Origin of the sequence: Ensifer sp. (assembly GCF_035999135.1) — a bacterium.
In the GTDB taxonomy this organism is placed as follows: Bacteria; Pseudomonadota; Alphaproteobacteria; order Rhizobiales; family Rhizobiaceae; genus Ensifer.
In genome coordinates this window covers 55,277-75,667 of the sequence record NZ_DASYGZ010000146.1, presented here as the reverse complement: position 1 = coordinate 75,667, position 20,391 = coordinate 55,277, and the positions used below count along the sequence as shown (strand labels likewise).

23 protein-coding genes are annotated in these 20,391 nt (G+C 63.1%); 7 read left to right on the top strand and 16 right to left on the bottom strand.

The genetic code is table 11. The features are described 5' to 3' along the window. Nucleotides 1–16: 16 nt before the first annotated feature. The 3 genes from VGO12_RS19010 to VGO12_RS32235 form a co-directional block, all read right to left on the bottom strand. The gene (locus VGO12_RS19010) at nucleotides 17–604 is read right to left on the bottom strand and encodes a TetR/AcrR family transcriptional regulator (RefSeq protein ID WP_327514310.1); all 588 of its coding nucleotides are present in this window, start codon (nucleotides 602–604) and stop codon (nucleotides 17–19) included. 167 nt (nucleotides 605–771) lie between these two features. Beyond that, on the bottom strand, nucleotides 772–1,113 hold the full coding sequence (locus tag VGO12_RS19005) for a hypothetical protein (protein WP_327514309.1): 342 nt from the start codon (nucleotides 1,111–1,113) through the stop codon (nucleotides 772–774). Between the two features lie 109 nt (nucleotides 1,114–1,222). Continuing rightward, nucleotides 1,223–1,765, bottom strand: coding sequence for a hypothetical protein (locus VGO12_RS32235; RefSeq protein ID WP_414650748.1), 543 nt, complete (start codon nucleotides 1,763–1,765; stop codon nucleotides 1,223–1,225). Between the two features lie 14 nt (nucleotides 1,766–1,779). Between VGO12_RS32235 and VGO12_RS18995 the strand changes: the two genes are divergently transcribed. Next, on the top strand, nucleotides 1,780–2,382 hold the full coding sequence (locus tag VGO12_RS18995) for a superoxide dismutase (protein WP_327514308.1): 603 nt from the start codon (nucleotides 1,780–1,782) through the stop codon (nucleotides 2,380–2,382). A 73-nt stretch (nucleotides 2,383–2,455) separates the two neighbouring features. On the opposite strand, the gene VGO12_RS18990 is transcribed toward VGO12_RS18995, so the two are convergent. Then, nucleotides 2,456–3,151, bottom strand: coding sequence for a YafY family protein (locus VGO12_RS18990; RefSeq protein WP_327514307.1), 696 nt, complete (start codon nucleotides 3,149–3,151; stop codon nucleotides 2,456–2,458). Between the two features lie 130 nt (nucleotides 3,152–3,281). Here VGO12_RS18990 and VGO12_RS18985 point away from each other — a divergent pair, with 130 nt between their 5' ends. The 4 genes from VGO12_RS18985 to VGO12_RS18970 all read left to right on the top strand — a co-directional run bounded on the left by VGO12_RS18985 (nucleotide 3,282) and on the right by VGO12_RS18970 (nucleotide 6,334). Beyond that, the gene (locus VGO12_RS18985) at nucleotides 3,282–3,917 is read left to right on the top strand and encodes a LysE family translocator (RefSeq protein WP_327514306.1); all 636 of its coding nucleotides are present in this window, start codon (nucleotides 3,282–3,284) and stop codon (nucleotides 3,915–3,917) included. A gap of 224 nt (nucleotides 3,918–4,141) precedes the next feature. Further along, on the top strand, nucleotides 4,142–4,588 hold the full coding sequence (locus VGO12_RS18980) for a c-type cytochrome (RefSeq protein WP_327496372.1): 447 nt from the start codon (nucleotides 4,142–4,144) through the stop codon (nucleotides 4,586–4,588). Between the two features lie 97 nt (nucleotides 4,589–4,685). Further along, nucleotides 4,686–5,600: a cytochrome c gene (locus VGO12_RS18975; protein WP_327514305.1), complete on the top strand. Its 915-nt coding sequence runs from the start codon at nucleotides 4,686–4,688 to the stop codon at nucleotides 5,598–5,600. Nucleotides 5,601–5,659: 59 nt separating this feature from the next. Further along, complete coding sequence (locus tag VGO12_RS18970) at nucleotides 5,660–6,334, top strand: nitroreductase family protein (RefSeq protein WP_327514304.1); 675 nt, start codon at nucleotides 5,660–5,662, stop codon at nucleotides 6,332–6,334. Nucleotides 6,335–6,397: 63 nt separating this feature from the next. Here VGO12_RS18970 and VGO12_RS18965 read toward each other — a convergent pair whose 3' ends face one another. From VGO12_RS18965 to VGO12_RS18955, 3 genes are all read right to left on the bottom strand, one after another. Further along, entirely contained in the window at nucleotides 6,398–6,979 is a 582-nt protein-coding gene (locus tag VGO12_RS18965) for a DJ-1/PfpI family protein (protein ID WP_327514303.1), read from the bottom strand. Between the two features lie 10 nt (nucleotides 6,980–6,989). Next, the gene (locus VGO12_RS18960) at nucleotides 6,990–7,493 is read right to left on the bottom strand and encodes a GNAT family N-acetyltransferase (protein WP_327514302.1); all 504 of its coding nucleotides are present in this window, start codon (nucleotides 7,491–7,493) and stop codon (nucleotides 6,990–6,992) included. Between the two features lie 206 nt (nucleotides 7,494–7,699). Continuing rightward, nucleotides 7,700–8,113 (bottom strand): helix-turn-helix domain-containing protein, encoded by a 414-nt coding sequence (locus tag VGO12_RS18955; protein ID WP_327514301.1) that lies wholly within the window; start codon nucleotides 8,111–8,113, stop codon nucleotides 7,700–7,702. Nucleotides 8,114–8,324: 211 nt separating this feature from the next. On the opposite strand from VGO12_RS18955, the gene bla reads away from it, so the two are divergent. Continuing rightward, complete coding sequence (bla, locus tag VGO12_RS18950) at nucleotides 8,325–9,215, top strand: class A beta-lactamase (protein ID WP_327514300.1); 891 nt, start codon at nucleotides 8,325–8,327, stop codon at nucleotides 9,213–9,215. A gap of 106 nt (nucleotides 9,216–9,321) precedes the next feature. Here the strand turns inward: bla and VGO12_RS18945 are convergent, their stop codons facing one another. The 4 genes from VGO12_RS18945 to VGO12_RS18930 all read right to left on the bottom strand — a co-directional run bounded on the left by VGO12_RS18945 (nucleotide 9,322) and on the right by VGO12_RS18930 (nucleotide 15,307). After that, nucleotides 9,322–9,786 (bottom strand): hypothetical protein, encoded by a 465-nt coding sequence (locus VGO12_RS18945; protein WP_327514299.1) that lies wholly within the window; start codon nucleotides 9,784–9,786, stop codon nucleotides 9,322–9,324. 105 nt (nucleotides 9,787–9,891) lie between these two features. Then, nucleotides 9,892–12,225 carry a glucose/quinate/shikimate family membrane-bound PQQ-dependent dehydrogenase gene (locus VGO12_RS18940; protein WP_414650747.1) on the bottom strand — a complete coding sequence of 778 codons (2,334 nt, stop codon included), beginning with the start codon at nucleotides 12,223–12,225 and terminating at the stop codon, nucleotides 9,892–9,894. A gap of 469 nt (nucleotides 12,226–12,694) precedes the next feature. Next, a complete protein-coding gene (locus VGO12_RS18935) occupies nucleotides 12,695–14,200 on the bottom strand; it encodes a protein adenylyltransferase SelO (protein WP_327514298.1) in 1,506 nt (501 codons plus the stop codon). 150 nt (nucleotides 14,201–14,350) lie between these two features. Beyond that, the gene (locus tag VGO12_RS18930; RefSeq protein WP_327514297.1) at nucleotides 14,351–15,307 is read right to left on the bottom strand and encodes a homocysteine S-methyltransferase family protein; all 957 of its coding nucleotides are present in this window, start codon (nucleotides 15,305–15,307) and stop codon (nucleotides 14,351–14,353) included. 239 nt (nucleotides 15,308–15,546) lie between these two features. On the opposite strand from VGO12_RS18930, the gene VGO12_RS18925 reads away from it, so the two are divergent. Then, complete coding sequence (locus VGO12_RS18925; RefSeq protein ID WP_327514296.1) at nucleotides 15,547–16,161, top strand: TetR/AcrR family transcriptional regulator; 615 nt, start codon at nucleotides 15,547–15,549, stop codon at nucleotides 16,159–16,161. Between the two features lie 50 nt (nucleotides 16,162–16,211). On the opposite strand, the gene VGO12_RS18920 is transcribed toward VGO12_RS18925, so the two are convergent. The 5 genes from VGO12_RS18920 to gstA all read right to left on the bottom strand — a co-directional run bounded on the left by VGO12_RS18920 (nucleotide 16,212) and on the right by gstA (nucleotide 20,302). Further along, nucleotides 16,212–16,730, bottom strand: coding sequence for a DUF1697 domain-containing protein (locus VGO12_RS18920; RefSeq protein ID WP_327514295.1), 519 nt, complete (start codon nucleotides 16,728–16,730; stop codon nucleotides 16,212–16,214). 83 nt (nucleotides 16,731–16,813) lie between these two features. Then, a complete protein-coding gene (locus VGO12_RS18915; RefSeq protein ID WP_327514294.1) occupies nucleotides 16,814–18,922 on the bottom strand; it encodes a S9 family peptidase in 2,109 nt (702 codons plus the stop codon). Between the two features lie 150 nt (nucleotides 18,923–19,072). Then, on the bottom strand, nucleotides 19,073–19,285 hold the full coding sequence (locus tag VGO12_RS18910; protein WP_327514293.1) for a 4-oxalocrotonate tautomerase family protein: 213 nt from the start codon (nucleotides 19,283–19,285) through the stop codon (nucleotides 19,073–19,075). Between the two features lie 10 nt (nucleotides 19,286–19,295). Next, nucleotides 19,296–19,691 (bottom strand): nuclear transport factor 2 family protein, encoded by a 396-nt coding sequence (locus tag VGO12_RS18905; protein WP_327514292.1) that lies wholly within the window; start codon nucleotides 19,689–19,691, stop codon nucleotides 19,296–19,298. Next, nucleotides 19,688–20,302: a glutathione transferase GstA gene (gene gstA / locus VGO12_RS18900; RefSeq protein WP_327514291.1), complete on the bottom strand. Its 615-nt coding sequence runs from the start codon at nucleotides 20,300–20,302 to the stop codon at nucleotides 19,688–19,690. The genes VGO12_RS18905 and gstA overlap by 4 nt, the downstream gene beginning before the upstream one ends. Nucleotides 20,303–20,391 lie beyond the last annotated feature (89 nt).

Genomic DNA, 20,391 nt, shown 5'->3' with positions numbered 1-20,391 from the left:
GGCGTTCGCTTCCGGATCAAGCCTTGCCCGCCGCTTGAAGGTGGTCCAATGCCGGCCGTGCGATCGCCGAAAATACCGCTGGATCGGACCCGGCAACACGGGCGGCAAGCATTGCACCATGGACCGTCGCCATCAACGTTTCGGCGGCCGTCCTGGATCCCTGTGCGGCCTTCAATCGGCCTTTGGTCACACCGTCCTCGATCGTCGCGCTGAGCCAGCCGGAAAGGTCGGCGAAATGGCCGCGCACCTGAGCGACGACGATGTCCGGCAGCGAAGGTATTTCCGAGGCGAGAACGGCGCCGATGCAGAAGGGCATGTCCTGCCTGGCGATGCAGTCCTCCCAGTAGCTGACATAGGCTTCGAGCCGGGCTTGCGGATCGCTGACGACTGCAAACAGTCCCTCGACGGCGCGGCGATTGTTCCGGCGGTAGCGGGCAAGCGCGGCCGCGGCAAGGTCCGCCTTGGTCGGGAAGTGATGGTGGATCGTCGCCTTGCCGACGCCGAGTTCGGCGGAGATGTCGGCATAGCTGAACGCATTGTAGCCGCGCGAGACCATCAGGCGTTCGGCTGCGTCAAGGATCCGCTCGGAAGTATCGCTCACCATGAACAAGGTCTACCAACTGGTCGGTCGAAGCTCAAGAGAGACGCAGCCTTCAATGCCTGCAACCCGGGTGGCAGGGACCAGTCTGGTCCTGCAGGGCCTGACGACGTCTTGCCCTGCAGATTGGTTTCTCGCGCGCCGGACGGCGGCGATCGCAGCGGGTCGGCGGCCTATCGTCCCTGCAGGATCTTGATCAGGTTTACCGTCGGTGCGCCATTGTTCATGTTCTGCCGGACATCGGCATATTTGAGCCGGCCCGACACCAGCGCGTTGACGAGCCGCTTGCACGTGAGGGCCGGAACCTTGCTCGGGGGAACACTGAGCAGCATTGCGCCACCGGCAAGATCGGATTTGGACCACGTCTTGCCGACGCAGTCCTTGTAAAGGGCCTTCTGCAGAGCCGGGCTGCCCTGGATTGTCGTCTGCGCGACTTCGAATTCCTCTTTCGTCGGCCCGCAGGATGCGAGCACGGTGAGGGCGAGAGCAAGCGAGGCGGCGTGTAGAAGCTTCATGACAATCTCCGGTTGGTGACGCCCCGGTAATTGCATGTGCGCCGATTCGCAACTCATTGTGGCGGTGGCGCCGGCCGAACGGCTTGCACCGGATCGCTCGCGTCGCGCGCTATTTCTTCTTTGCCGGGGCGCTCACCTTCACCGCATCAGGCGACAGCTCGCCGCCGAGTTCGACCGTTTTCTTCTGTTTGTCGAAGACACAGATCTGCGTGACGGCCGATTTGGTTCCCTTGGGCGTGCCGATCACCAGCGCCAGCCCGAAACTCTGCGAGCCGAAGGGGTCGACGACGACGCTGGGCTTTTGCAGCGAACTGGCGGCGGCGAGGCACTTCTTCGAAACCTCTGCCCGGAATGCCTCCCAGGCGTCGCCGGAAGACGCCGCGGCACTGGATGCGGCAAGAGCGGCGACGACGGAAACGGTGAGGGCAGGGATCAGGCGCTGTGGCATGTTCGGTCCTTTATGCAGGGTTGCGGCCGTCGCGAAGCTGCAGCCGAACCGTGGCATCAATGTGCTCGAAAGCGTCATGCTTTCAAAATGAAGTTGAAAGTATATTCCGTGGGTTGAGGAAAAATTGGCATTGCATCGGTTGCCTCCATGGGGGCCGGTGCCTATGTTCCCGCTCACGGATTTTCCGACGAAATTCCATGCCAAGAGGAGATGCCCACATGGCTTTCGAATTGCCGAACCTTCCCTACGACTACGATGCGCTTGCGCCCTACATGTCGCGCGAGACGCTTGAGTACCACCACGACAAGCATCACCTCGCTTACGTGACCAACGGCAACAAGCTTGCCGAAGAGGCCGGCCTTGCCGACCTGTCGCTCGAGGAGATCGTCAAGAAGTCCTACGGCACCAACCAGCCGCTGTTCAACAACGCCGGCCAGCACTACAACCACGTCCATTTCTGGAAGTGGATGAAGAAGGGCGGCGGCGGCACCAGCCTGCCGGCCAAGCTCGATGCGGCCATCAAGTCCGACCTCGGCGGCTACGACAAGTTCCGCGCCGACTTCATCGCTGCCGGCACCGGCCAGTTCGGCTCGGGCTGGGCCTGGCTTTCGGTCAAGAACGGCAAGCTTGAGATCTCCAAGACCCCGAACGGCGAAAACCCGCTCGTCCACGGTGCGTCGCCGATCCTCGGCGTCGATGTCTGGGAACACTCCTATTACATCGACTACCGCAACGCCCGTCCGAAGTACCTCGAAGCCTTCGTCGACAGCCTGATCAACTGGGACTACGTGCTCGAAATGTACGAAGCGGCGGCCAAGTAAGTCGTCCTTCGACAGGTCACGTGATCGGACCCGGCGCTTGCGCCGGGTCTTTTCGTTTGGCGGTCGTCGCGGCTCACGCAGCCGAAGGCGGCGTCTGCCAACCACTGACCCAGAGTTCCCTGAGGCGATTGCCTTCGCCCGGAAAATACGCCTCCGCCGCCTCGCAATACTCGACGCGATCGGCGCGGAAGTTGCGGATCGCCTGGCGCAGTTCGCACCAGCCGACGATGTTGGCGGTCTCGGAATAATAGATCAGCGCGATCGGCCTGATCATCCGTTCCGTTGCCCGGCCGAATTCGTCGCGATAGCTGAGCTCAAGCTTCTGCTCATCGCGGATCGTGCGGCGCACCAGGGCGAGGTCGATGCCAGCGGGTGAGGGGGCGACCGTGCCCCAGGCGTGCAGCGCCTGCGACCGGAAGGCAAGGCGCAGCGGTTCGGGCACGGCCGCGGTAATCTTGCTGTTGACCCTGACGGCTGCGGCCTTCAGCTCTTCGTCGCCGGTCCGTGCCAGCAATGCCAAAGCGAGGGCGATCGCCTCCGTCTCCTCGATCGAAAACATCAGCGGCGGCAGGTCGAAACCGGGCCTGAGAATGTAACCGATACCGCGGCCGCCCTCGATCGGGACCCGCATCGCCTGAAGCGCTGCGATGTCGCGATAGATCGAGCGAACCGTCACCTCGAGCGTCTCGGCCATCTGCGCGCCTGTCACCGGCTTCCTGGCAAGCCTGAGGATCTGGATGATCTCGAAAAGTCGCGACGCCTTGCGCATCGAAAACCGCTCCCGTCGTCAACGCTCCTGACACTACCTTGTCAGTTGCCCGGATTTATACCATCAGCCAACGAATTGAAAAAACAGCAATTCGTGCTCAGCAATGGAAAACGGACGACGGACAACTGACATGACCTACGCGGAAAATCTCTGGCTCTTCTTCACCCTTTTGTTCGGCATCATCATCGTGCCCGGCATGGACATGGTCTTCGTTCTGGCCAATTCGCTGACGGGTGGTCGAGCCTCCGGCCTGTCGGCCACGGCCGGCATCATGGCGGGCGGCGTTCTTCACACGCTCTATGCCGCCCTCGGCGTCAGCGTCATCCTGCATCTGGTGCCTGGCCTCTTCAACGTGCTGCTCGTTGCCGGTGCCGCCTATATCGCCTGGATCGGATTTTCACTCGTCAAGAGCTCGATCACCATTGGAGGGATCGATGGAGCCGACCGGCTTTCACGCTGGGCGAGTTTTCGCCAGGGCGCGCTGACGAGCCTGATGAACCCCAAGGCCTACCTCTTCATGCTGGCCGTCTATCCGCAGTTCCTCAAGCCTGAGTTCGGGCCGATCTGGTCGCAGGCCCTGGTCATGGCCGCCATGATCGCGGTCACGCAGCTCGCCGTCTATGGCGGCCTGGCGCTGGCGGCCGGCAGGGGGCGCGATTTTCTCGTCGGCAGCCCGGGCACAACGGTGTGGATCGGGCGTACCGCCGGCGTTGTGCTCATTCTCGTCGCGGCCTTCACGATCTTTCAGGGGTGGGCAATACGGTGAAATCAATCGTGTCCCAAGTCAAAGTATAAACATGATTATTGTAGTCATGTTTATACTTTCTAGCGGATAATGGCGACCAACGGCCTGAATTTCTCTGTTGTAACAAGCACATCAAAAAAATGTTACTTCCGTCGAATACTCAAGATGACATCATGCCGGCGCATTGGACATGAAGGCCAGCCAGGCAGATTCGCCGAATAGATTTCATTGACCGGGAGATCCTGATGAAAATACGCGCACTCATGTTGGCTGCCGCTCTTGCGGGCCTGGGTGTTACTGCCGTGACCGCCGCCGACGAGCCGCAGGTGGTTCGCCAGCAGGCGATGAAGAAGGTGGGGGCGGCGACGGGCGCGCTCGCGGGCATCGCCAAGGGCGAGAAGCCCTATGATGCCGAAGTCGTCAAGGCGTCGCTGACGACGATCAGCGAGACGATGAAGACCTTCCCGGACCACTTCCCGGCGGGCTCGGAGACCGGTCATGAGACCGAAGCGAGCCCGAAGATCTGGGAAAACATGGATGACTTCAAGGCCAAGGCCGCCAAGCTCGGTACCGATGCGGCGACCGTTCTTGCGCAGCTTCCGGCGGACCAGGCCGCCGTCGGCGCTGCCCTCGGCGGCATCGGCAAGGATTGCGGAAGCTGTCATGAGAGCTACCGGCTGAAGAAGAATTGACGGGCGGCGATACCGCATCCGAATGAAGAGAGGGGGTACGCGACGTCAGGCGCGTGCCCCCATTCGCTTTGAAGGCCAGGACACGGGCAGGGAAACAATGGGTCGTCGGACGAGAAAGTTCATATCGGGTCTGGTGGTGCTGGGTGTCGTTGGTGGCGCGGCCTTCTGGTGGCTGACGAAGCCGGCGCCCTGGAACGCCTCCCATTGGGAAGGCCTCGGGGAGCCTGATCTTGCCAATGGCGAGCAGGTGTTCTGGGCCGGCGGTTGCGTCAGTTGTCATGCCAAGGCGGGCGCGGAAGGCGATCAGCGCCTCGTTCTTTCCGGTGGCGCACCGCTGAAGAGCCCGTTCGGCACCTTCCATGCTCCGAATATTTCCTCCGACGAGACCGCCGGCATCGGCGGCTGGACGCTTGCCGAGTTCGGCAACGCGATGACCCGAGGCGTCGGGCGTAACGGCGAACATCTCTATCCGTCGTTTCCCTACGGCTCCTATTCCCGCCTGACGACCAAGGACGTCAACGACCTCTGGGGTTTCATGAAGACCCTGCCGACGAGCACTGAGGTCGCGCCGCCGCACGAGCTGCCGTTCCCCTACAACATGCGGATCGCGCTTGGCGGCTGGAAACTGCTGTTTTTGACCGACAAGGCGCGTGTGGCGGTGGATGTCAACGATCCGAAGCTCGCGCGCGGCCAGTATTTGGTCGAGGGGCCGGGGCACTGCGGCGAGTGCCACACGCCGAGGAACGCGCTCGGCGGCTTCGAGCCCGATCAGTGGCTGGCCGGCGCCCCGAACCCGGAAGGCGAGGGGCGCATTCCCGACATCACCCCGGGTTCAAAGAGCATCGGCGGCTGGAGCGCGTCGGATATCGTCTCCTATCTGGAAACGGGCTTTACGCCGGAATTCGATTCCGTCGGCGGATCGATGGTCGAGGTGCAGAAGAACATGGCCAAGCTGACACCTGCCGATCGCGAGGCGATCGCTGCCTATCTCAAGGCGGTGCCGGCCCTCTGACACTTGATCTTTGCGACAGGGCGCGCTCAAACTCCCAGCCGCAATGAGGAGGAGAATGCATGCGTCCACACGAAACAGAGCCCTATGACCAATGGATCGAGCGCAGCCCCGAGGAGATGGCTGCGCGCGCCGACGCGTTCTACGAGGAGGTCAACCGCCGCCGCACCACGCGCTATTTCAGCGATCGGGCGGTGCCGCGCGCGGTCATCGAGACCTGCCTCAAGGCGGCCGGAACGGCGCCAAGCGGTGCCAACCATCAGCCCTGGCATTTCACGGTGATCGAGAGCGCGACGATCAAGGCAAGGGTGCGTCGCGCCGCGGAGGAAGAGGAGCGGGTTTTCTACCAGGAAAAGGCGCCGCAGGAATGGCTCGACGCGCTGGCGCCTCTTGGTACCGACGAAGACAAGCCCTTCCTCGAAACCGCACCCTATCTGATCGTGGTTTTCTCGCAGAAGCGGGGCGGGCCCAATCCGGGCGATCTCAAGAAGAACTACTACGTGAACGAGAGCGTCGGCATCGCCACCGGCATCCTGATCACCGCGCTGCACCATTCAGGCCTTGCGACACTCACCCACACGCCGGCGCCGATGAACTTCCTCAACGAAATCTGCGGCCGGCCGGAGAGTGAAAAGCCGTTCCTGATCCTGGTGGTCGGCTATCCGTCTGCCGATGCGACAGTGCCGGTGGCCGGCAAGGTCAAGAAGCCGCTGGAACAGATCTCGAACTGGCTCTGACGCTGATCAAGGTCGGGCGACATGTGTCCATTGAAGCGCATAGCCCGGCCACGGCTCGCGTGCCTATCCGGCGCTTGTCGCAGCGACATGTTCCCTGCCGTAGAGCGCCAGGAAGCCGTCGAGTTCCTCAGAGCCAAGCCCGAGGCCGCGCAGGATCTCGCCGGCGAAACTGATCGGCGCGGTTCCTGCGGCCGTGATCACATGGCCGCTTCGCAACGCCTGCGGCTGCTCGCGATAGTGCGTCTGCCCGCGATAGCCGTGGAGCGCCGCAAGGCTGGCTGCGTTGTTGCCCGTGTGTTCGACGCGATCGAGAAGGCCGCATGTGGCGAGCGCGTTGACGCCACCGCAAATGGCCGCCACCAGCCGCTTGTCGCGATCGAACGTCCGGATCGTCCCCGAGAGATCAGGAGCCTCGGCGGTATCCCAGACCGTGCCGCCGCAGATCACCAGCCCATCGAAACCGGCCGGATCGAGCGCGTCGATCGACAGGTGGGGCGAGACATCGAGCCCACCCATCGACGTCACCGTCGCGCCGTCGGCGGTGGCGACGTCGATTTCTACGCCAAGGTGGGTGCGCGCCGCCGCCATCAAAAGCGCGCATTCCCAATCGGCAAAGCCTGGATAAAGCACGATCGCAAGACGCATCGTTTCGCCCTCAGCCAAGTTTCTGCATATAGCGCATGCCGGTCACGGGACGAGGGACGAAACGCTCGGACTCGTAGAAATGATGGGCCTGGAAGTTGCCGGTGGCGGCGCTGACCGAGAGGAAATCGCACCCGGCCATCTTCGCCTGCTCGCGCGCCTTGGCGACGAGGTGGCGGCCAATGCCGGTGCCGCGGTTTTCCGAACGCACGAAGAGATGGTGCAGTTCCATGCCGCGCGCGCCCTCGGCAGCCCTGTAGATCGGCACCAGGATCGCGTAGCCGATCAGCCGGTTGCCGGCTTCCGCGACGAGTGCGGTGATCCAGGGCATGCGGCCGAAAAGGTCGCGCTCGAGCTGTTCCGGCGTAATCGGTGCGGCGTCGCCGTGGTGGGCGGAAAGCTCGGCGATCATGTCGCGCAGTTCCGGAAGGTCCCGTTGCTTGGCAGAGCGGATGGTGACCATCGGCGGTCGCGTTGCCGGTGTCTGATGAAGGGTGGGGATGGCGGTCTGTAGCATTTATCGGCTCCTCGGGTTTTCTCGCTATCAGGAGCCGGAAAAACAAAAGCCGCCTGATGGCGGCCTTGTTGAATATGATCAGCAGGCCGCTCCTATCGGAACAGCCAAAAATACGCGCGGCAAATGGGTGCGTTCTTGATCATGGGCGCTACATTGTTCGTTTTCGAAATTTTGTCAACGGGGAATTTTGCGTGCGTGTTGCGGCATCAGTGTTCGCTGTCGCACATCGAATGATCCGCGAGCGCCCGGATCACATAGCAGTCGCCGACGGTGTGGTTGCCGTCGCAGGCAACGATCCGCTCCAGTTCCTGCTCCAGCTTCTTCAGCCTCGCGATCTTTTCTCGCACCGTTGCCAGATGTTCGGTTGCGATCCGGTCGGCCTCGCCGCAGGGGCGCTCCGGGTGCTGGCTGAGGGCGATGAGATCCTTGATCGAATCGATCGACAGGCCGAGGTCGCGCGCGTGGCGGATGAAGGCCAGCCGCTCGAGCTCGCTTCTCTCGTAGCGTCGCTGGTTGCCCTCGGAGCGCTCGGGCGCCGCGATCAACCCCATCTGCTCATAATAGCGGATGGTCGGAATTTTCACGCCGGTGCGCCGGGAAAGATCGCCGATGGAATACATGCTCGCCTCAAACCTATAGCTTCTGGAGCAATAGATATGGGCGTTGCGCCGCGTGTCAATGGCCGAAGCGACGGCGAGCTTGCTCCATCTTGCCGGGAAGTCGCCATAATCGCCGCCTAGCCCCCCGAGCGCCGCCTTGTTGCGGCGCTTCACATTGCGAATCACTGGTTCAGGTCGGCTGCTTCAGCGCGCCGATCGCATGGAGAATGGCGTGCCCCTGCTCATCAATCGTCGAAATCTGCTCGTAACGTCCGCTTTGCTCTATCCGGCACTCATGCTCGCACCGAAGTCAGTTGCGGCCGCCACAGGGGAAGACGACATCGACAAGCGTCTGGCGGAGCTGGAAAAGCGCACCGGCGGCCGCCTGGGTGTCTCCGTGCTCGACACGCAAACCAACGTCTCTTTCGGCAGGCGCGAGGACGAACGCTTTGCCATGTGCTCGAGTTTCAAGACGCTGGCCGCAGGCTTCATTCTCGCCCGTGTCGACCAGGGGTTGGAGACGCTCGATCGAAAGATCGTGTTCCAGGCGAAAGATCTGATCACCTATTCGCCGGTCACGGAAAAGCACGTCGGCGGTGGCGGCATGACGATCGCCGAACTCTGCGCCGCGACGATAACCACGAGCGACAACACCGCGGCCAACCTTCTCATTCACAGCTTCGGCGGTCCGTCGGCGCTGACGGCCTGGCTGCGCTCGATCGGTGACGAAACGACGCGGCTTGATCGCATCGAACCTGAGCTGAACGAGGCGAAGAAAGGCGATCCGCGCGACACGACGACGCCGGCCGCCATGCTGGAGACACTGGGCAACCTGACGGTCGGTCCGGTCCTGACCGAGGCATCGCGCAAGCAACTGATCGACTGGATGGTCGCGAATACGACCGGCGACCTGCGCATCCGCGCCGGTCTGCCTGGCGGGTGGCGGGTCGGTGACAAGACAGGCACGAACGCGACCGGCGAAGCGTCCGACATCGCGATCGTCTGGCCCGAGGGCCGCTCGCCGCTCTTGATCGCCGTCTACATCGCCGAGGCAACGGCAGAGGTCAAAGGCCTCAATCCGATCTTTGCCGAGGTCGGCCGCATGGCCGTGGAAATGGTTTGACGCCAGCAGTCCGGCAGCCGCGATTCTCACGCATCCGCCGATGGTCCGACCAAACGAAAGCGCTTCTGCTGTTGCAAGGGCGCTTTGCGCATAAGCGGCAAGGTTATCAGACGGCGCCGCTGCCGCTGTCGGCGATCTCGCTGGCGGCGGTATCGCGCTTGTTCTCGACGCCCATGGCGCGCTCGATCGCCTTGCGGATTTCGTCCTCGACGGCCTTGCGCTGGTCGGGATCCATCGCCTTCAGGTCTTCCTCGCTGAGCCCGAGCGATTCCAGGATCTGGGCGCGGATCTGCTCGGCGAGACTCATCTTGGCGCGTTTCAGGAATTCGTCGCTGACCGAATTGCCCGAAGGTGCCGCCCCTTCCTGATCCGTGATCGAGGGCGCGGCCTCCTCACGGGCGGCCGTTGCCCACAGCGCGTTCGAAAGCGCGTTCGATGTTGAAGGCGGTGCAATTGTCGGTGCGGTGCGCGGGCGCGCATCACCCGGCGCTTCCTCGATCGGCGCGACCGAACCGGTCTGCGCCCGGCGCTGGGAGAAATAGTAGCTCGAGATGCTGTTGTCGATCTTCATGGGAATCCCCCGGAATCGTTCGTCCGGGGGAAGCTGCGGTCGCGGGCTTGCGCGAAGCTTGCCGTTGCAACCCAATAGCGAGAATTAGGGATGTGCTCTCGCGACTCAGGGCAGGGTGTAGGCGATGATGTAGTCGCCGGGCTTCGTGCCGACCGAGCCATGGCCGCCGGCGACGATCAGCACGTACTGCTTGTCGCCGACCGCATAACTCATCGGCGTCGACTGGCCGCCGGCTGGCAGCCGCGCCTCCCACAACTGGCGACCGGTCGTCAGATCGTAGGCGCGCAGGTAGTCGTCGACCGCCGCACCGAGGAAGGCGACGCCGCCCTTGGTGATCATCGGGCCGCCGATGCCGGGCACGCCGACCTTGAACGGCAACGGCAGCGGCGTCATGTCCTCGACCGTGCCGTTCTTGTGCTTGTAGGCGATCTTGCCGGTTCTGAGATCGGCGCCTGCGACATAGCCCCAGGGCGGCGCCTGGCAGGGGATGCCAAGCGGCCCGAGGAAGGGACCCATGAACACGCCATAGGGTGCGCCGTCGTTGCGGTTGAGACCCTGCTCCGATCCCTTCTCGTCCTGCCCCTTGGGCGGAATCTGGTCGCGCGGCACGAGCCGGGAGGTGAAGGCTAGATAGGTCGGCATGCCGAACATCACCTGCCGTTCAGGATCGACGGCAACGGATCCCCAGTTGAACGTGCCGAAATTACCGGGATAGACCAGCGTTCCCTCGATCGACGGCGGCGTGTAGCGTCCCTCGTATTTCAGCGAACGGAACGCAATGCGGCAGGCAAGCTGATCGAAGAGCGTAACGCCCCACATGTCCTTCTCCTGCAGGGGAGCCGGCATGAAGGTGAGACCGGAAACCGGTTGTGTCGGTGCGGTGAAATCCTCCGGGATCGCGCCGCCTGGCGCCTTGACCTCCTCGACCGGAATGATCGGATCGCCGCTTCTGCGATCGAGCACGTAGATGTCGCCCTGCTTGGTCGGCCCGACGAGGGCGGGAACGACGGTGCCGTCCTCCTTGGTGATGTCGAGCAGGGCCGGCTGCGCCGGAACGTCCATGTCCCAGAGATCGTGGTGCACGGTCTGGCGGACCCAGCGCACCGCGCCTGAGTTGATGTCGAGCGCGACGATTGAGGAGGAATATTTCTCGACGTGCTCGCTGCGGCCCATACCGAGCTGGTCCGGCACCTGGTTACCCATGGGGACATAGACGAGGCCGAGGCTTTCGTCATAGCTCATCACCGACCAGCTGTTCGGCGAATTGGTCGTATAGGTCTGTCCCTCGGGAAGCGGTGTCGTCACATCAGGGTTGCCGCTGTCCCAGTTCCACAAAAGCGCACCGGTATTGATGTCGAAGGCGCGAATGACGCCGGACTGCTCCTCGGTCGAGTAATTGTCGTTGACCGCTCCGCCGATGATCAGCTTGCCGCCCACGGCTACGGGTGGGGATGTCGAATAATAGTAGCCGGCAGGATTGTACTTCATGCCCTTTTCGAGATGCAGCACGCCGTTGTCGGCAAAGCTCGTGCAGACGGCGCCTGTTGTGGCGTCGAGGGCGATCAGGCGGGCGTCCGACGTCGGCAGGTAGACCCGCTCGGCGCAGGGGCTGCCCGCAGCTGCGGCCGGGTCTGCCCAATAGGTGACGCCGCGGCAGGTCTGGTGCTGGCGGTCGGGGTTCATGCCCGAATTGGAATCGTACTTCCACTTTTCCTCGCCCGTCGCCGCATCGAGCGCGATCGCCCAGTTGTGCGGCGTGCAGGCGTAGAGCATGTCCCCGATTTTCAGCGGCGTCACCTGATAGGTCGTTTCGCCGACGTCATCCGGGCGCTTGACATCGCCGGTCTGGTACTGCCAAGCGACCCTCAGTGTGGCGACATTGTCGGGGGTGATCTGATTGAGCGGCGAATAGCGCTGGCCGAAAGGCGTGCGCCCGTACTGGTGCCATTCACCGGGCGGGACCGCGCCGCCGAGCGCCGGATTGGCGGCGACCACATCACTTGGCAGATCGCCGCGAATATCGTGCGGGTCCTGCATGATCGCATAGCCGGCAACGCCAATCGAAACGAGGACCGCAAGGACCAGCGGCCAGGCATGCGCCGGATAGCGCTCGCCCGTCGGGCTTTCAAAGCCGAGCGGGCGGCGCACGGCCGGCAACAGCAGCCATAGCCCGAGCAGCACGATGACACCGCCGCGCGGTCCAAGCTGCCACCAGTCGAAGCCGACCTCCAGGATTGCCCAGCCGAGCGAGCCGAGAATGATCAGCACATAAAGCCAGATCGCCAGCGATGTACGCCTGAACAGGAGCACGGCCGTCAGCAGGAAGCCGATGCCGACGACGAGATAATAGGGGCTGCCGCCAAGCATCAGCAGCCTGGCCCCGCCGCCGCCAAGCGCCAGACCGATGAAAGCAAAGACGATCGCCGTCAGAATGTGCATGATGGAAACTCCCGCAGGAACGGTGCACGGCACCGTCTCCCGTTTGCGGCGGCCCTTGCTCCGAGCCGCATGTGGCAGGTGGGCTCCTGCGGCGCCGCGCGTCTTGTCAGGCGTGCAAAGGTCGCCGTAGCAGCAGGGGTGGCCGCGAGCTTGGCCGCGGCAACCGGATCGGGGAGGCGCATTCGCCTGTCCCGTTAGCACCTAACGCGCCGCGGGTGCCTTTCAATAGCCACAATTCCGCAATGCGGAAATTTTAGGAAGGGCGCAATGCGCTTGCGGTCAAGCCCGCGCTGGCGGGTGGGTCCGGCTCACCGACGACGAGGGCCGACGCGCGCGGGCGCATTTTTCACCGAAGAGAAAATTCTGCGAAAACAGGCGCCTGAAGGCGCGTGGTGAATCGGATTGGCAGACAAGTACCGGACGCCACCGGGATGACGATGCGGGTCTTTCTGACGCCTGACATCCCCGCCTAGGTGCCGCAGAAAGTGCGCTGGACTTCCTCTTCCGGCTCGGGCGGCGCCTGGTAGGCGCTAAAGCCCGGCTGGTCGTCGTAGGGTCTCGCGGTGACGTCGACCAGCGCCTCGAACAGCGAAAAATCCGCGTCCTCGGTGGCCGCGGCGATCGCCTGTTCGATCCGGTGATTGCGCGGGATATAGGCAGGGTTGACCGCCTTCATCGCCGTCGCGCGCGCAGCCGGATCCTTGTCCTCGCGCGAAAGCCGCGCGCGCCAATCCCGCAGCCAGGGATCGATCGCCTCGGGCGAGGCAAATAGCGCCTTGAACGCAGTCTCGGCCGTTGGTTCGCCTGCGCTGTCGGATAGGCGCCGGAAGGTCAGGGTGAAATCGGCTTCGCTCTGGTGCATCGCCGTCAGCAGCGCCTGCACCAGGTCGAGATCGCCGTCCTCGCTCGTTACCAGGCCGATCTTGGCGCGCATGCCGTTGAGCCAATGGCGCTGGAAGATCGCGCCATACTCGCCGAGCGCATCGTTGGCCAGTTCCACGGCGGTGCCCTCGTCTTCGTCGAAAAGCGGTACCAGCGTCTCTGCGAGGCGCGCGAGGTTCCACTGGCCGATACCGGGCTGGCTGGCATAGGCGTAGCGTCCGAACTGGTCGATCGAGGAAAAGACCTTCTTCGGATCGTATACGTCGAGGAAGGCGCAGGGGCCGAAGTCGATCGTTTCGCCTGAAATCGTCATGTTGTCGGTGTTCATCACGCCGTGGATGAAGCCGACATGCAGCCAGCGAGCGATCAGCTCCGCCTGACGCGCCGTGACAGCCTTGTAGAAGGCGAGATAGGGCCGCGCTTCGTCCTTGACCTCCGGATAGTGTCGTTCGATGGCATAGTCGGCAAGCGCCTTTACCGATGCCATGTCGCCGCGTGCGGCGAAGAACTGGAAGGTGCCGACACGCATGTGGCTGGCCGCAACGCGCGTGACGATGGCGCCGGGCAGGATCTGCTCGCGATAGACCGGCTGGCCGGTGACGACCGCTGCAAGGGCGCGCGTGGTCGGAATGCCCAAAGCAAACATCGCCTCGCTGACGATGTATTCGCGCAGCACCGGCCCAAGTGCGGCCCGCCCGTCGCCACGCCGCGAAAACGGCGTCTGGCCCGGGCCTTTCAGCTGGATGTCGCGCCGTTGCCCGCTTCTGTCGATGACTTCGCCAAGCAGGATCGCCCGCCCGTCGCCGAGCTGCGGCACGAAGGTTCCGAACTGATGACCCGCATAGGCCATCGCCAGCGGATCGGCACCTTCGGGCACACGGTTGCCGGAAAAGATCTGCGCACCTTCGCGTTCCAGCGTCTCGACATCGAGCCCGAGCTCTCCGGCCAGCTGCCGGTTGAGCTTGATCAGCCAGGGTTCGGCAACCGGCGTTGGCGCAACGCGCGCAAAGAACTGCTGCGGCAGGCGCGCATAGCTGTTGTCGAAGCTGAAGGCTTCGAGGTTTGCGGGCGGTGAGGGGGGAGCGTAGTTCATGGCAATGGCGTCAACGGCTCTTGCCGGGTGGTCCGGCTGCCGTCCTTTCGTGCCAAGTCTACACGAGCACCGTGGCTTTCGCGAGGGCGGGAACGAGGGCGCCCTCCCGCAATTGCTTGCGAGAGGGCTGGGAGGGCGAGGCCCCGCGCCTCAGGCGCTGAGCGCCGTCGGTGGAAGGCAGGCCTCGCAGATTGCCGCGATATGGCGGTGATCGGTGCCGCAGCAGCCTCCGAGGACTCGCAATCGTGGCAAATGCGCCGTCAGTGCCCGGTAGCGTCGGCCGAAGTCGGCGGGATCGCCGTCATCGAGCGTTTCGCTGTCGTCGAGCTCGGCATGGCTCATCATCGAGGCATTGGCCCGGATCCCGGCGATCCGATGCGTCCAGCCGCTGTCGGCGTCGAGCACCGTGTCGAAATGGCTCGGATGGGCACAGTTGACCATGTAGTAGTGTGGATACCCCGCGGTCGCGGCATCGACGGTCTCGATCGCGGCCTGCAGCGTGCGACCATCGGGAAGCCGTCCATTGGTCTCCACCGTGAACGAGATGACGCAAGGCATGCCGTGGCTCTGGGCCGCCCGGGCGATCCCTGTCGCCTCGTCGATGCTGGTGAGCGTATAGGCGCTCACCATGTCCGCGTCGCTTGCGGCAAAGGCCGAGATCTGCGGCGAGTGATAGTCCTCGGCCTCGTCCTTGCCCATGCGACCGAGCCGATAGCCGTCGCCACGCGGGCCGATGGCGCCGCTGAGCACGATCGGCGCCCGTGGGCGCTGGTACTTGGCGCGCAATTCGGTGAGCATGTAGATCGCGTTCTGGTTCACCTCGGCAAGAGCCGCGGCATCGTAGCCGAGTTTTACGCCCCAATCGGCACTGGCGCGCCAGGTGGGCGTGTCGAGCACGAAGCCGGTGCCATGTTGCCGGGCGATGTCGAGATAGCGTTCATAGTAGCTGAGCAGGCGCTTGCGCCCGTCCGCGGTCGAAAGCAGCACGAAGGCGGCGAAATGCGGGAGCGCCACGCCTTCGTGAAAAATCAATGTCGTTTCCATGCCGCCGTCGCTGAGGAACAGCCCGCCCTTCAGAAGCGGCAGGCTGCGTCTGTATTTGGCCATATTGGTCTCCACCAGGTTCAGTCATGCTGATGGGCCCGGGGACGCCTCCTTTCCCGCAGAACCAAGTAAATTTCTGCCTTATGATCATCTTCTAAACTAGACGACTTGCGGTATACTATTGCTAATATACTCATATACTGCCGTAAAATCAGTGACTTACTGTTTTGTTTCCGCTGCGGCGTTACAAGCTGCTCGTTGTGTTGTCGCCAGAAACTGCACCAATGGTAGGGAAGCGGCTAATGCGAAAGGGTGAGGAAACGCGGGCAAGGATCCTCGACGCTGCGGAAGTGGCAGTGCTGGCGAAGGGATTTGGCGCGACCTCGATCGATGAACTGATTGCCGAAACCGGCATCACCAAGAGCGGTTTCTTCTACCATTTCCGGGACAAGAACGAGCTCGCACGCGCCTTGCTCGAGCGCTACATCGAAAATGACGAGCGCATCTACGACGAGATCTTCGGTCGCGCCCGGCAGCTGGCCGACGACCCGCTGCAGGCCTTCCTGCTCGGCCTCAAGCTGCTGTCGGAAGTTCTGGGCGACCTGCCGAACGGCCACCCCGGCTGCCTGGTCGCTGTCATGTGCACCCAGGAGCGCGCCTTCGACCGCGACATTCAGGAAATCAACCGGCAGGCGGCGCTGATGTGGCGCCGTCGCTTCGGCACGATGTTCGAGGACATCATGCATGTTTACCGGCCGCGCGAGCCGCTCGATGTCGAACAGCTTGCCGACATGGTCTCAACCGTGCTCGAGGGCGGCATCATCCTGTCCAAGGCGCTGAAACAGCCCGACAGCCTGCCGCAGCAGCTGCTGGTGCTGCGGTCCTTCGTGCGGCTGCTGTTCCAGCCGACGGCCTGAAGCAAATCCAGGAAAAGCGTGAGGCCGTTTCCGTTCGGACACGCGCAGCATTAGCCCTCCATGTCGAGCGCAAGTGCTGCGAGCTTGCGCACGGTGTTGAGGTTGCGGGCGGTGCCGGGTTTGGCGGCCGGAAGCTTGAGTTTCGAAGGGCCGGAGCCGTTTGGGTAGTGGATGTAGATTTCGCTGCCGGCCATCTGCACTTCTTCGCCGTCAGGCGCGACAAGCTTGTCGAGCGCATCGGCGGGCGCCGGCTCGGGCAGGAAGACGACGAGCAGGAGATTGGGCTTGGCGTCCGGGAAGGGCGCGCGATCGGCTATCCCTTGCAGCTCAGTGCCGCTTCGTATCATCACGCCCGGCGCCTTCCCGAGCTTTTCACGAAGGGCTTCGTCCAGCATTTTCGCAGCGTCGCCGGCCGGCAGCTCCGAGCGGAAGAGCACGTTGCCGCTCTGGATATAGGTCTTCACGTCGGCAAAGCCGAGCCCCTCGCAAATCGCCCTGAGGTCGGCCATCGGGAGCGATCCAGTGCCACCGACATTGACGGCACGCAACAGGGCGACGTGGACGGGCATGACAGATCTCTCAGGTTAAGTGAGGGCGGGATGCGGAACCATAGGAACCTTTCCGCATCCGCGCTGGTTACGTCGTGCTCGGGTTACATCTTGCCGGCGACCTTGATCGCGAAGGCATATTCGAAGGCGATCTCTTCCAGCCGCTGGAAGCGTCCCGACGCACCGCCATGGCCGGCATCCATGTTGGTCTTCATCAGGATCGGCTCGCCGCCCGTGGTCTTTTCGCGCAGCCGCGCCACCCATTTCGCCGGTTCCCAATAGGTGACGCGCGGATCGGTGAGGCCGCCGAGCGCCAGGATCGCCGGGTAAGGCCTGGCGTCGACATTGTCATAGGGAGAGTAGCCGGCGATGATGTCGTAGAATTCGCGGCTTTCGATCGGGTTGCCCCATTCCGGCCATTCCGGCGGCGTCAGCGGCAGCGTGTCGTCGAGCATGGTGTTGAGCACGTCGACAAAGGGCACGGCGGCGATGATGCCGGCGAACTTCTCCGGCGCCATGTTGGCGATCGCGCCCATCAGCATGCCGCCGGCCGAGCCGCCCTCGGCAACGATGTTCGCGTAGGACGTGAACTTCTGTTGATTCAGATAGTCAGCGGCAGCGATGAAATCCTTGAAGGTATTGGTCTTCTTGGCCATCTTGCCGTCTTCGTACCAGGCAAAGCCGCGATCCTTGCCGCCGCGGATATGGGCGATGGCATAGACGAAGCCACGGTCGGCAAGCGACAGGCAATTGGTGTTGAAGCCCGCCGGAATGGTGATGCCGTAGGCGCCATAGCCGTAGAGCAGGCAGGGTGCGGTGCCATCGAGCGGCGTGTCCTTGCGATAGAGCAGCGTCACCGGAACTTGCGTGCCGTCCCAGGACGGGGCGAAGACACGCCGGGTGACGTAGTCGTCAGGATTGTGGCCGGAGGGCACTTCCTGGGTCTTCAGAAGCGTACGGGCGCGCGTCGCCATGTCGTAATCGAAGAGCTGCGACGGCGTCGTCATCGACGAATAGGAGAAGCGGATGACGTCGGTGTCGTATTCGGCAGCACCCGAAAGCCCCAGCGAATAGGCCTCTTCGGCAAAGGCGATGGCGTGTTCCTCGCCGGTCTTGCGGTCGCGGATGACGATCTCCGGCAGGCCCTCGCGGCGCTGCAGCCAGACGAGATGGCGGGCATAGGCCATGTGGCTGAGGATCAGCGTGCCAGGCTTGTGCGCCACCACCTCGCGCCAGTTCTCCCTGCCCGGTGCCGCGACCGGCGCTTCTATGATCTTGAAGTCCTTGGCGCCGTCGGCATTGGTGAGAATGTAGAAGACGTCGCCGCCTTCGGTCATCGAATACTCGAGCCCGGTGACGCGCTCGGCGACGAGCTTCGGCTCGGCCATCAGATCCTTGGTCGACAGCAACCGGTATTCGCTCGTCTCGTGATCGTGGATGTCGATGTAGATGACGTCGTCGAGCAGCGAGCCGCCGACCGACATGAAGAAGCCCGGATCCTCTTCCTCATAGACCAGCCGGTCGTCAGCCTGGGCGGTGCCGAGCACATGGTGGAAGATCTTCGACGGGCGGTGGTTGTCGTCGAGCACGGTGTAGAAGAAGCTCTTGCCATCGGGCGCCCAGGCGCCGCCGCCACCGGTGTTCTCGATCACGTCGGCAAGATCCTCGCCGGTCGAAAGATCACGCACCTTGAGTGTGAAGTATTCCGAGCCCTTGTCGTCATAGCCCCAGACGCCGAGGCTGTGGTCGGTGGAGTGATCGAGGCCGGCGAGACGGAAATAGGCCTTGCCTTCCGCCTCCTTGTCGCCGTCCAGCAGCAGTTGCCGGATCGCCTCGTCCTTGTGGTCGCCGTCGCGCGGGATTCGGAAGTATCGCGGCTGCTCGCCGCCGGTGACATAGGCGTGGCCATAGGCAAACGGGCCGTCCTTGACCGGGATCGAGCTGTCGTCTTCCTTGATCCGGCCGCGCATTTCGGCAAACAGCGTCTTTTGCAGCGCCTTGGTGTCGTCCATCGCCGCATTCATATAGGCGTTTTCGGCTTCCAGGTGCTTGCGGATTTCAGGATCGAGGATCGAGGGATCCTTGAACATCGCCTGCCAGTTGTCCGCACGCAGCCAGGCATAGTCGTCGGTGCGGGTGACGCCGTGGCGGGTATCGCTCACCGGCTTTTTTGCAGCGACGGGAGCTTCGGGGAGGTTTCTGAATACGGACAAGATGCGTCTCCGGGATCGATACGGCGGGAGACAATGAGATAGAGAGCCTGTCGAAGCCGATCAAGCGCAAAGGCGGCTGCCCGACGGTCGGTTTGCCGCCGGGCAGCCTGTTCGTCCTTTCCCATGGGCGCGGGAAAAGGTGTCGCCTCGTCAGGATTTCTCCCCGACCTTGCGCCGATACGCGTCGACCGGCAATCCGCCGACGCCCCAGTCCTCGAGCGCGACCTCGTCGATGACGACGAAGGTCGTGGCCGGATCCTTGTTGAGCACGGTGTGGAGCAGCTCGGTGACGCCCTTGATCAGGGCAGCCTTCTGCTCGGGCGTGGCACCCTCGCGGGTGATCTTGATGTTGACGTAAGGCATCTGCGCTTCCTCAGTTTGCAGGTTGGATGTCGTAGTGGAAAACCTTTGCGATGATTTGCCATCGGCCGTCGACGAAGACCAGAGACAACAGATCGGTAAAGGCCTTCTCTGCAATGGCGCACTGGACCTTGGCGAGCGCCGTCACCGGCCCGACGAACTCGATCGAGAGGATCCGGTCCGCGCGCGTCTCGCCGCGGCTTTCGGGCGAAGGACGTTTGTCGACGATCGGAAAGTACCTGTCCATGTCGAGTTCCAGCAGGGAACCGTCCGTCGCCGTGGCATAAAGCGCCTTGGGATGGAAGACCTGCCTGAGGATGCCGGTATCGCTGCGATAGAGCCCGTCGAAATAGCGCTGCAGCACGTCGATGACAGCTGCATATTGCGGATCGTTCGGTGAGGCGCTCATGCCGCAAGCAACCCTTCTGCCTGCATTGCGGCGCGCACAGCCGGTCGCTCGCCGATCCGTTGCAGGTAGGCGTCGAGGCGCGGGAAGGGGGCGAGCGAAACGCCGACGTGGCTGCTCCAGTTGATGACGGTGAACAGATAGGCATCGGCGACGGTGAAGGCATCGCCGAGCAGATAGGGACGTCCGTCCGCTAACTGATCCTCCAGGTTGCCGAAGCGCTTGGCGAGCTGAATTGTCGCGGCCTCTTTCGCCTCGCTGCTTGCCGTCTTGCTGAACAGCGGTGAAAACGCCTTGTGCAGTTCGGAGGAGATGAAATTCAGCTGTTCCTGCAGGCGGGTGCGCTCGAGCGTGCCGTTTTCCGGCGCCAGCTTTGCCTCGGGAAAGCGATCGGCGATGTACTGCACGACGGCTGCACCCTCGGTGACGACGTCGCCCGTTTCCAGCACCAGCGCCGGAACGTAGCCCTTGGGATTGATCGCCTTGAAATCGGCGCCGCCTTCGGTGAGGTGCGTCGTGGTATCGACCCTGACGATCTCGAACGCGACGCCGGCTTCGCGCAGGCTGATGTGTGGGGAAAGCGAGCAGGCGCCGGGGGCGTAATAAAGCTTCATGGCAATGTTCCTTTTGCAATTGTGGTCTCCGTCGAGACGTGCGGAACCTAACCCCAGGCGATAACTTTTGTATATCAGATTACTTTATG

Bases quoted from the DNA above. Each gene is read 5' to 3' on its own strand.
- VGO12_RS19010 (WP_327514310.1), bottom strand. From the start codon at position 604: ATGGTGAGCGATACTTCCGAGCGGATCCTTGACGCAGCCGAACGCCTG.
- VGO12_RS19005 (WP_327514309.1), bottom strand. From the start codon at position 1,113: ATGAAGCTTCTACACGCCGCCTCGCTTGCTCTCGCCCTCACCGTGCTC.
- VGO12_RS18995 (WP_327514308.1), top strand. From the start codon at position 1,780: ATGGCTTTCGAATTGCCGAACCTTCCCTACGACTACGATGCGCTTGCG.
- VGO12_RS18990 (WP_327514307.1), bottom strand. From the start codon at position 3,151: ATGCGCAAGGCGTCGCGACTTTTCGAGATCATCCAGATCCTCAGGCTT.
- VGO12_RS18985 (WP_327514306.1), top strand. From the start codon at position 3,282: ATGACCTACGCGGAAAATCTCTGGCTCTTCTTCACCCTTTTGTTCGGC.
- VGO12_RS18980 (WP_327496372.1), top strand. From the start codon at position 4,142: ATGAAAATACGCGCACTCATGTTGGCTGCCGCTCTTGCGGGCCTGGGT.
- VGO12_RS18975 (WP_327514305.1), top strand. From the start codon at position 4,686: ATGGGTCGTCGGACGAGAAAGTTCATATCGGGTCTGGTGGTGCTGGGT.
- VGO12_RS18970 (WP_327514304.1), top strand. From the start codon at position 5,660: ATGCGTCCACACGAAACAGAGCCCTATGACCAATGGATCGAGCGCAGC.
- VGO12_RS18965 (WP_327514303.1), bottom strand. From the start codon at position 6,979: ATGCGTCTTGCGATCGTGCTTTATCCAGGCTTTGCCGATTGGGAATGC.
- VGO12_RS18960 (WP_327514302.1), bottom strand. From the start codon at position 7,493: ATGCTACAGACCGCCATCCCCACCCTTCATCAGACACCGGCAACGCGA.
- VGO12_RS18955 (WP_327514301.1), bottom strand. From the start codon at position 8,113: ATGTATTCCATCGGCGATCTTTCCCGGCGCACCGGCGTGAAAATTCCG.
- VGO12_RS18945 (WP_327514299.1), bottom strand. From the start codon at position 9,786: ATGAAGATCGACAACAGCATCTCGAGCTACTATTTCTCCCAGCGCCGG.
- VGO12_RS18940 (WP_414650747.1), bottom strand. From the start codon at position 12,225: ATGCACATTCTGACGGCGATCGTCTTTGCTTTCATCGGTCTGGCGCTT.
- VGO12_RS18935 (WP_327514298.1), bottom strand. From the start codon at position 14,200: ATGAACTACGCTCCCCCCTCACCGCCCGCAAACCTCGAAGCCTTCAGC.
- VGO12_RS18930 (WP_327514297.1), bottom strand. From the start codon at position 15,307: ATGGCCAAATACAGACGCAGCCTGCCGCTTCTGAAGGGCGGGCTGTTC.
- VGO12_RS18925 (WP_327514296.1), top strand. From the start codon at position 15,547: ATGCGAAAGGGTGAGGAAACGCGGGCAAGGATCCTCGACGCTGCGGAA.
- VGO12_RS18920 (WP_327514295.1), bottom strand. From the start codon at position 16,730: ATGCCCGTCCACGTCGCCCTGTTGCGTGCCGTCAATGTCGGTGGCACT.
- VGO12_RS18910 (WP_327514293.1), bottom strand. From the start codon at position 19,285: ATGCCTTACGTCAACATCAAGATCACCCGCGAGGGTGCCACGCCCGAG.
- VGO12_RS18905 (WP_327514292.1), bottom strand. From the start codon at position 19,691: ATGAGCGCCTCACCGAACGATCCGCAATATGCAGCTGTCATCGACGTG.
- gstA (WP_327514291.1), bottom strand. From the start codon at position 20,302: ATGAAGCTTTATTACGCCCCCGGCGCCTGCTCGCTTTCCCCACACATC.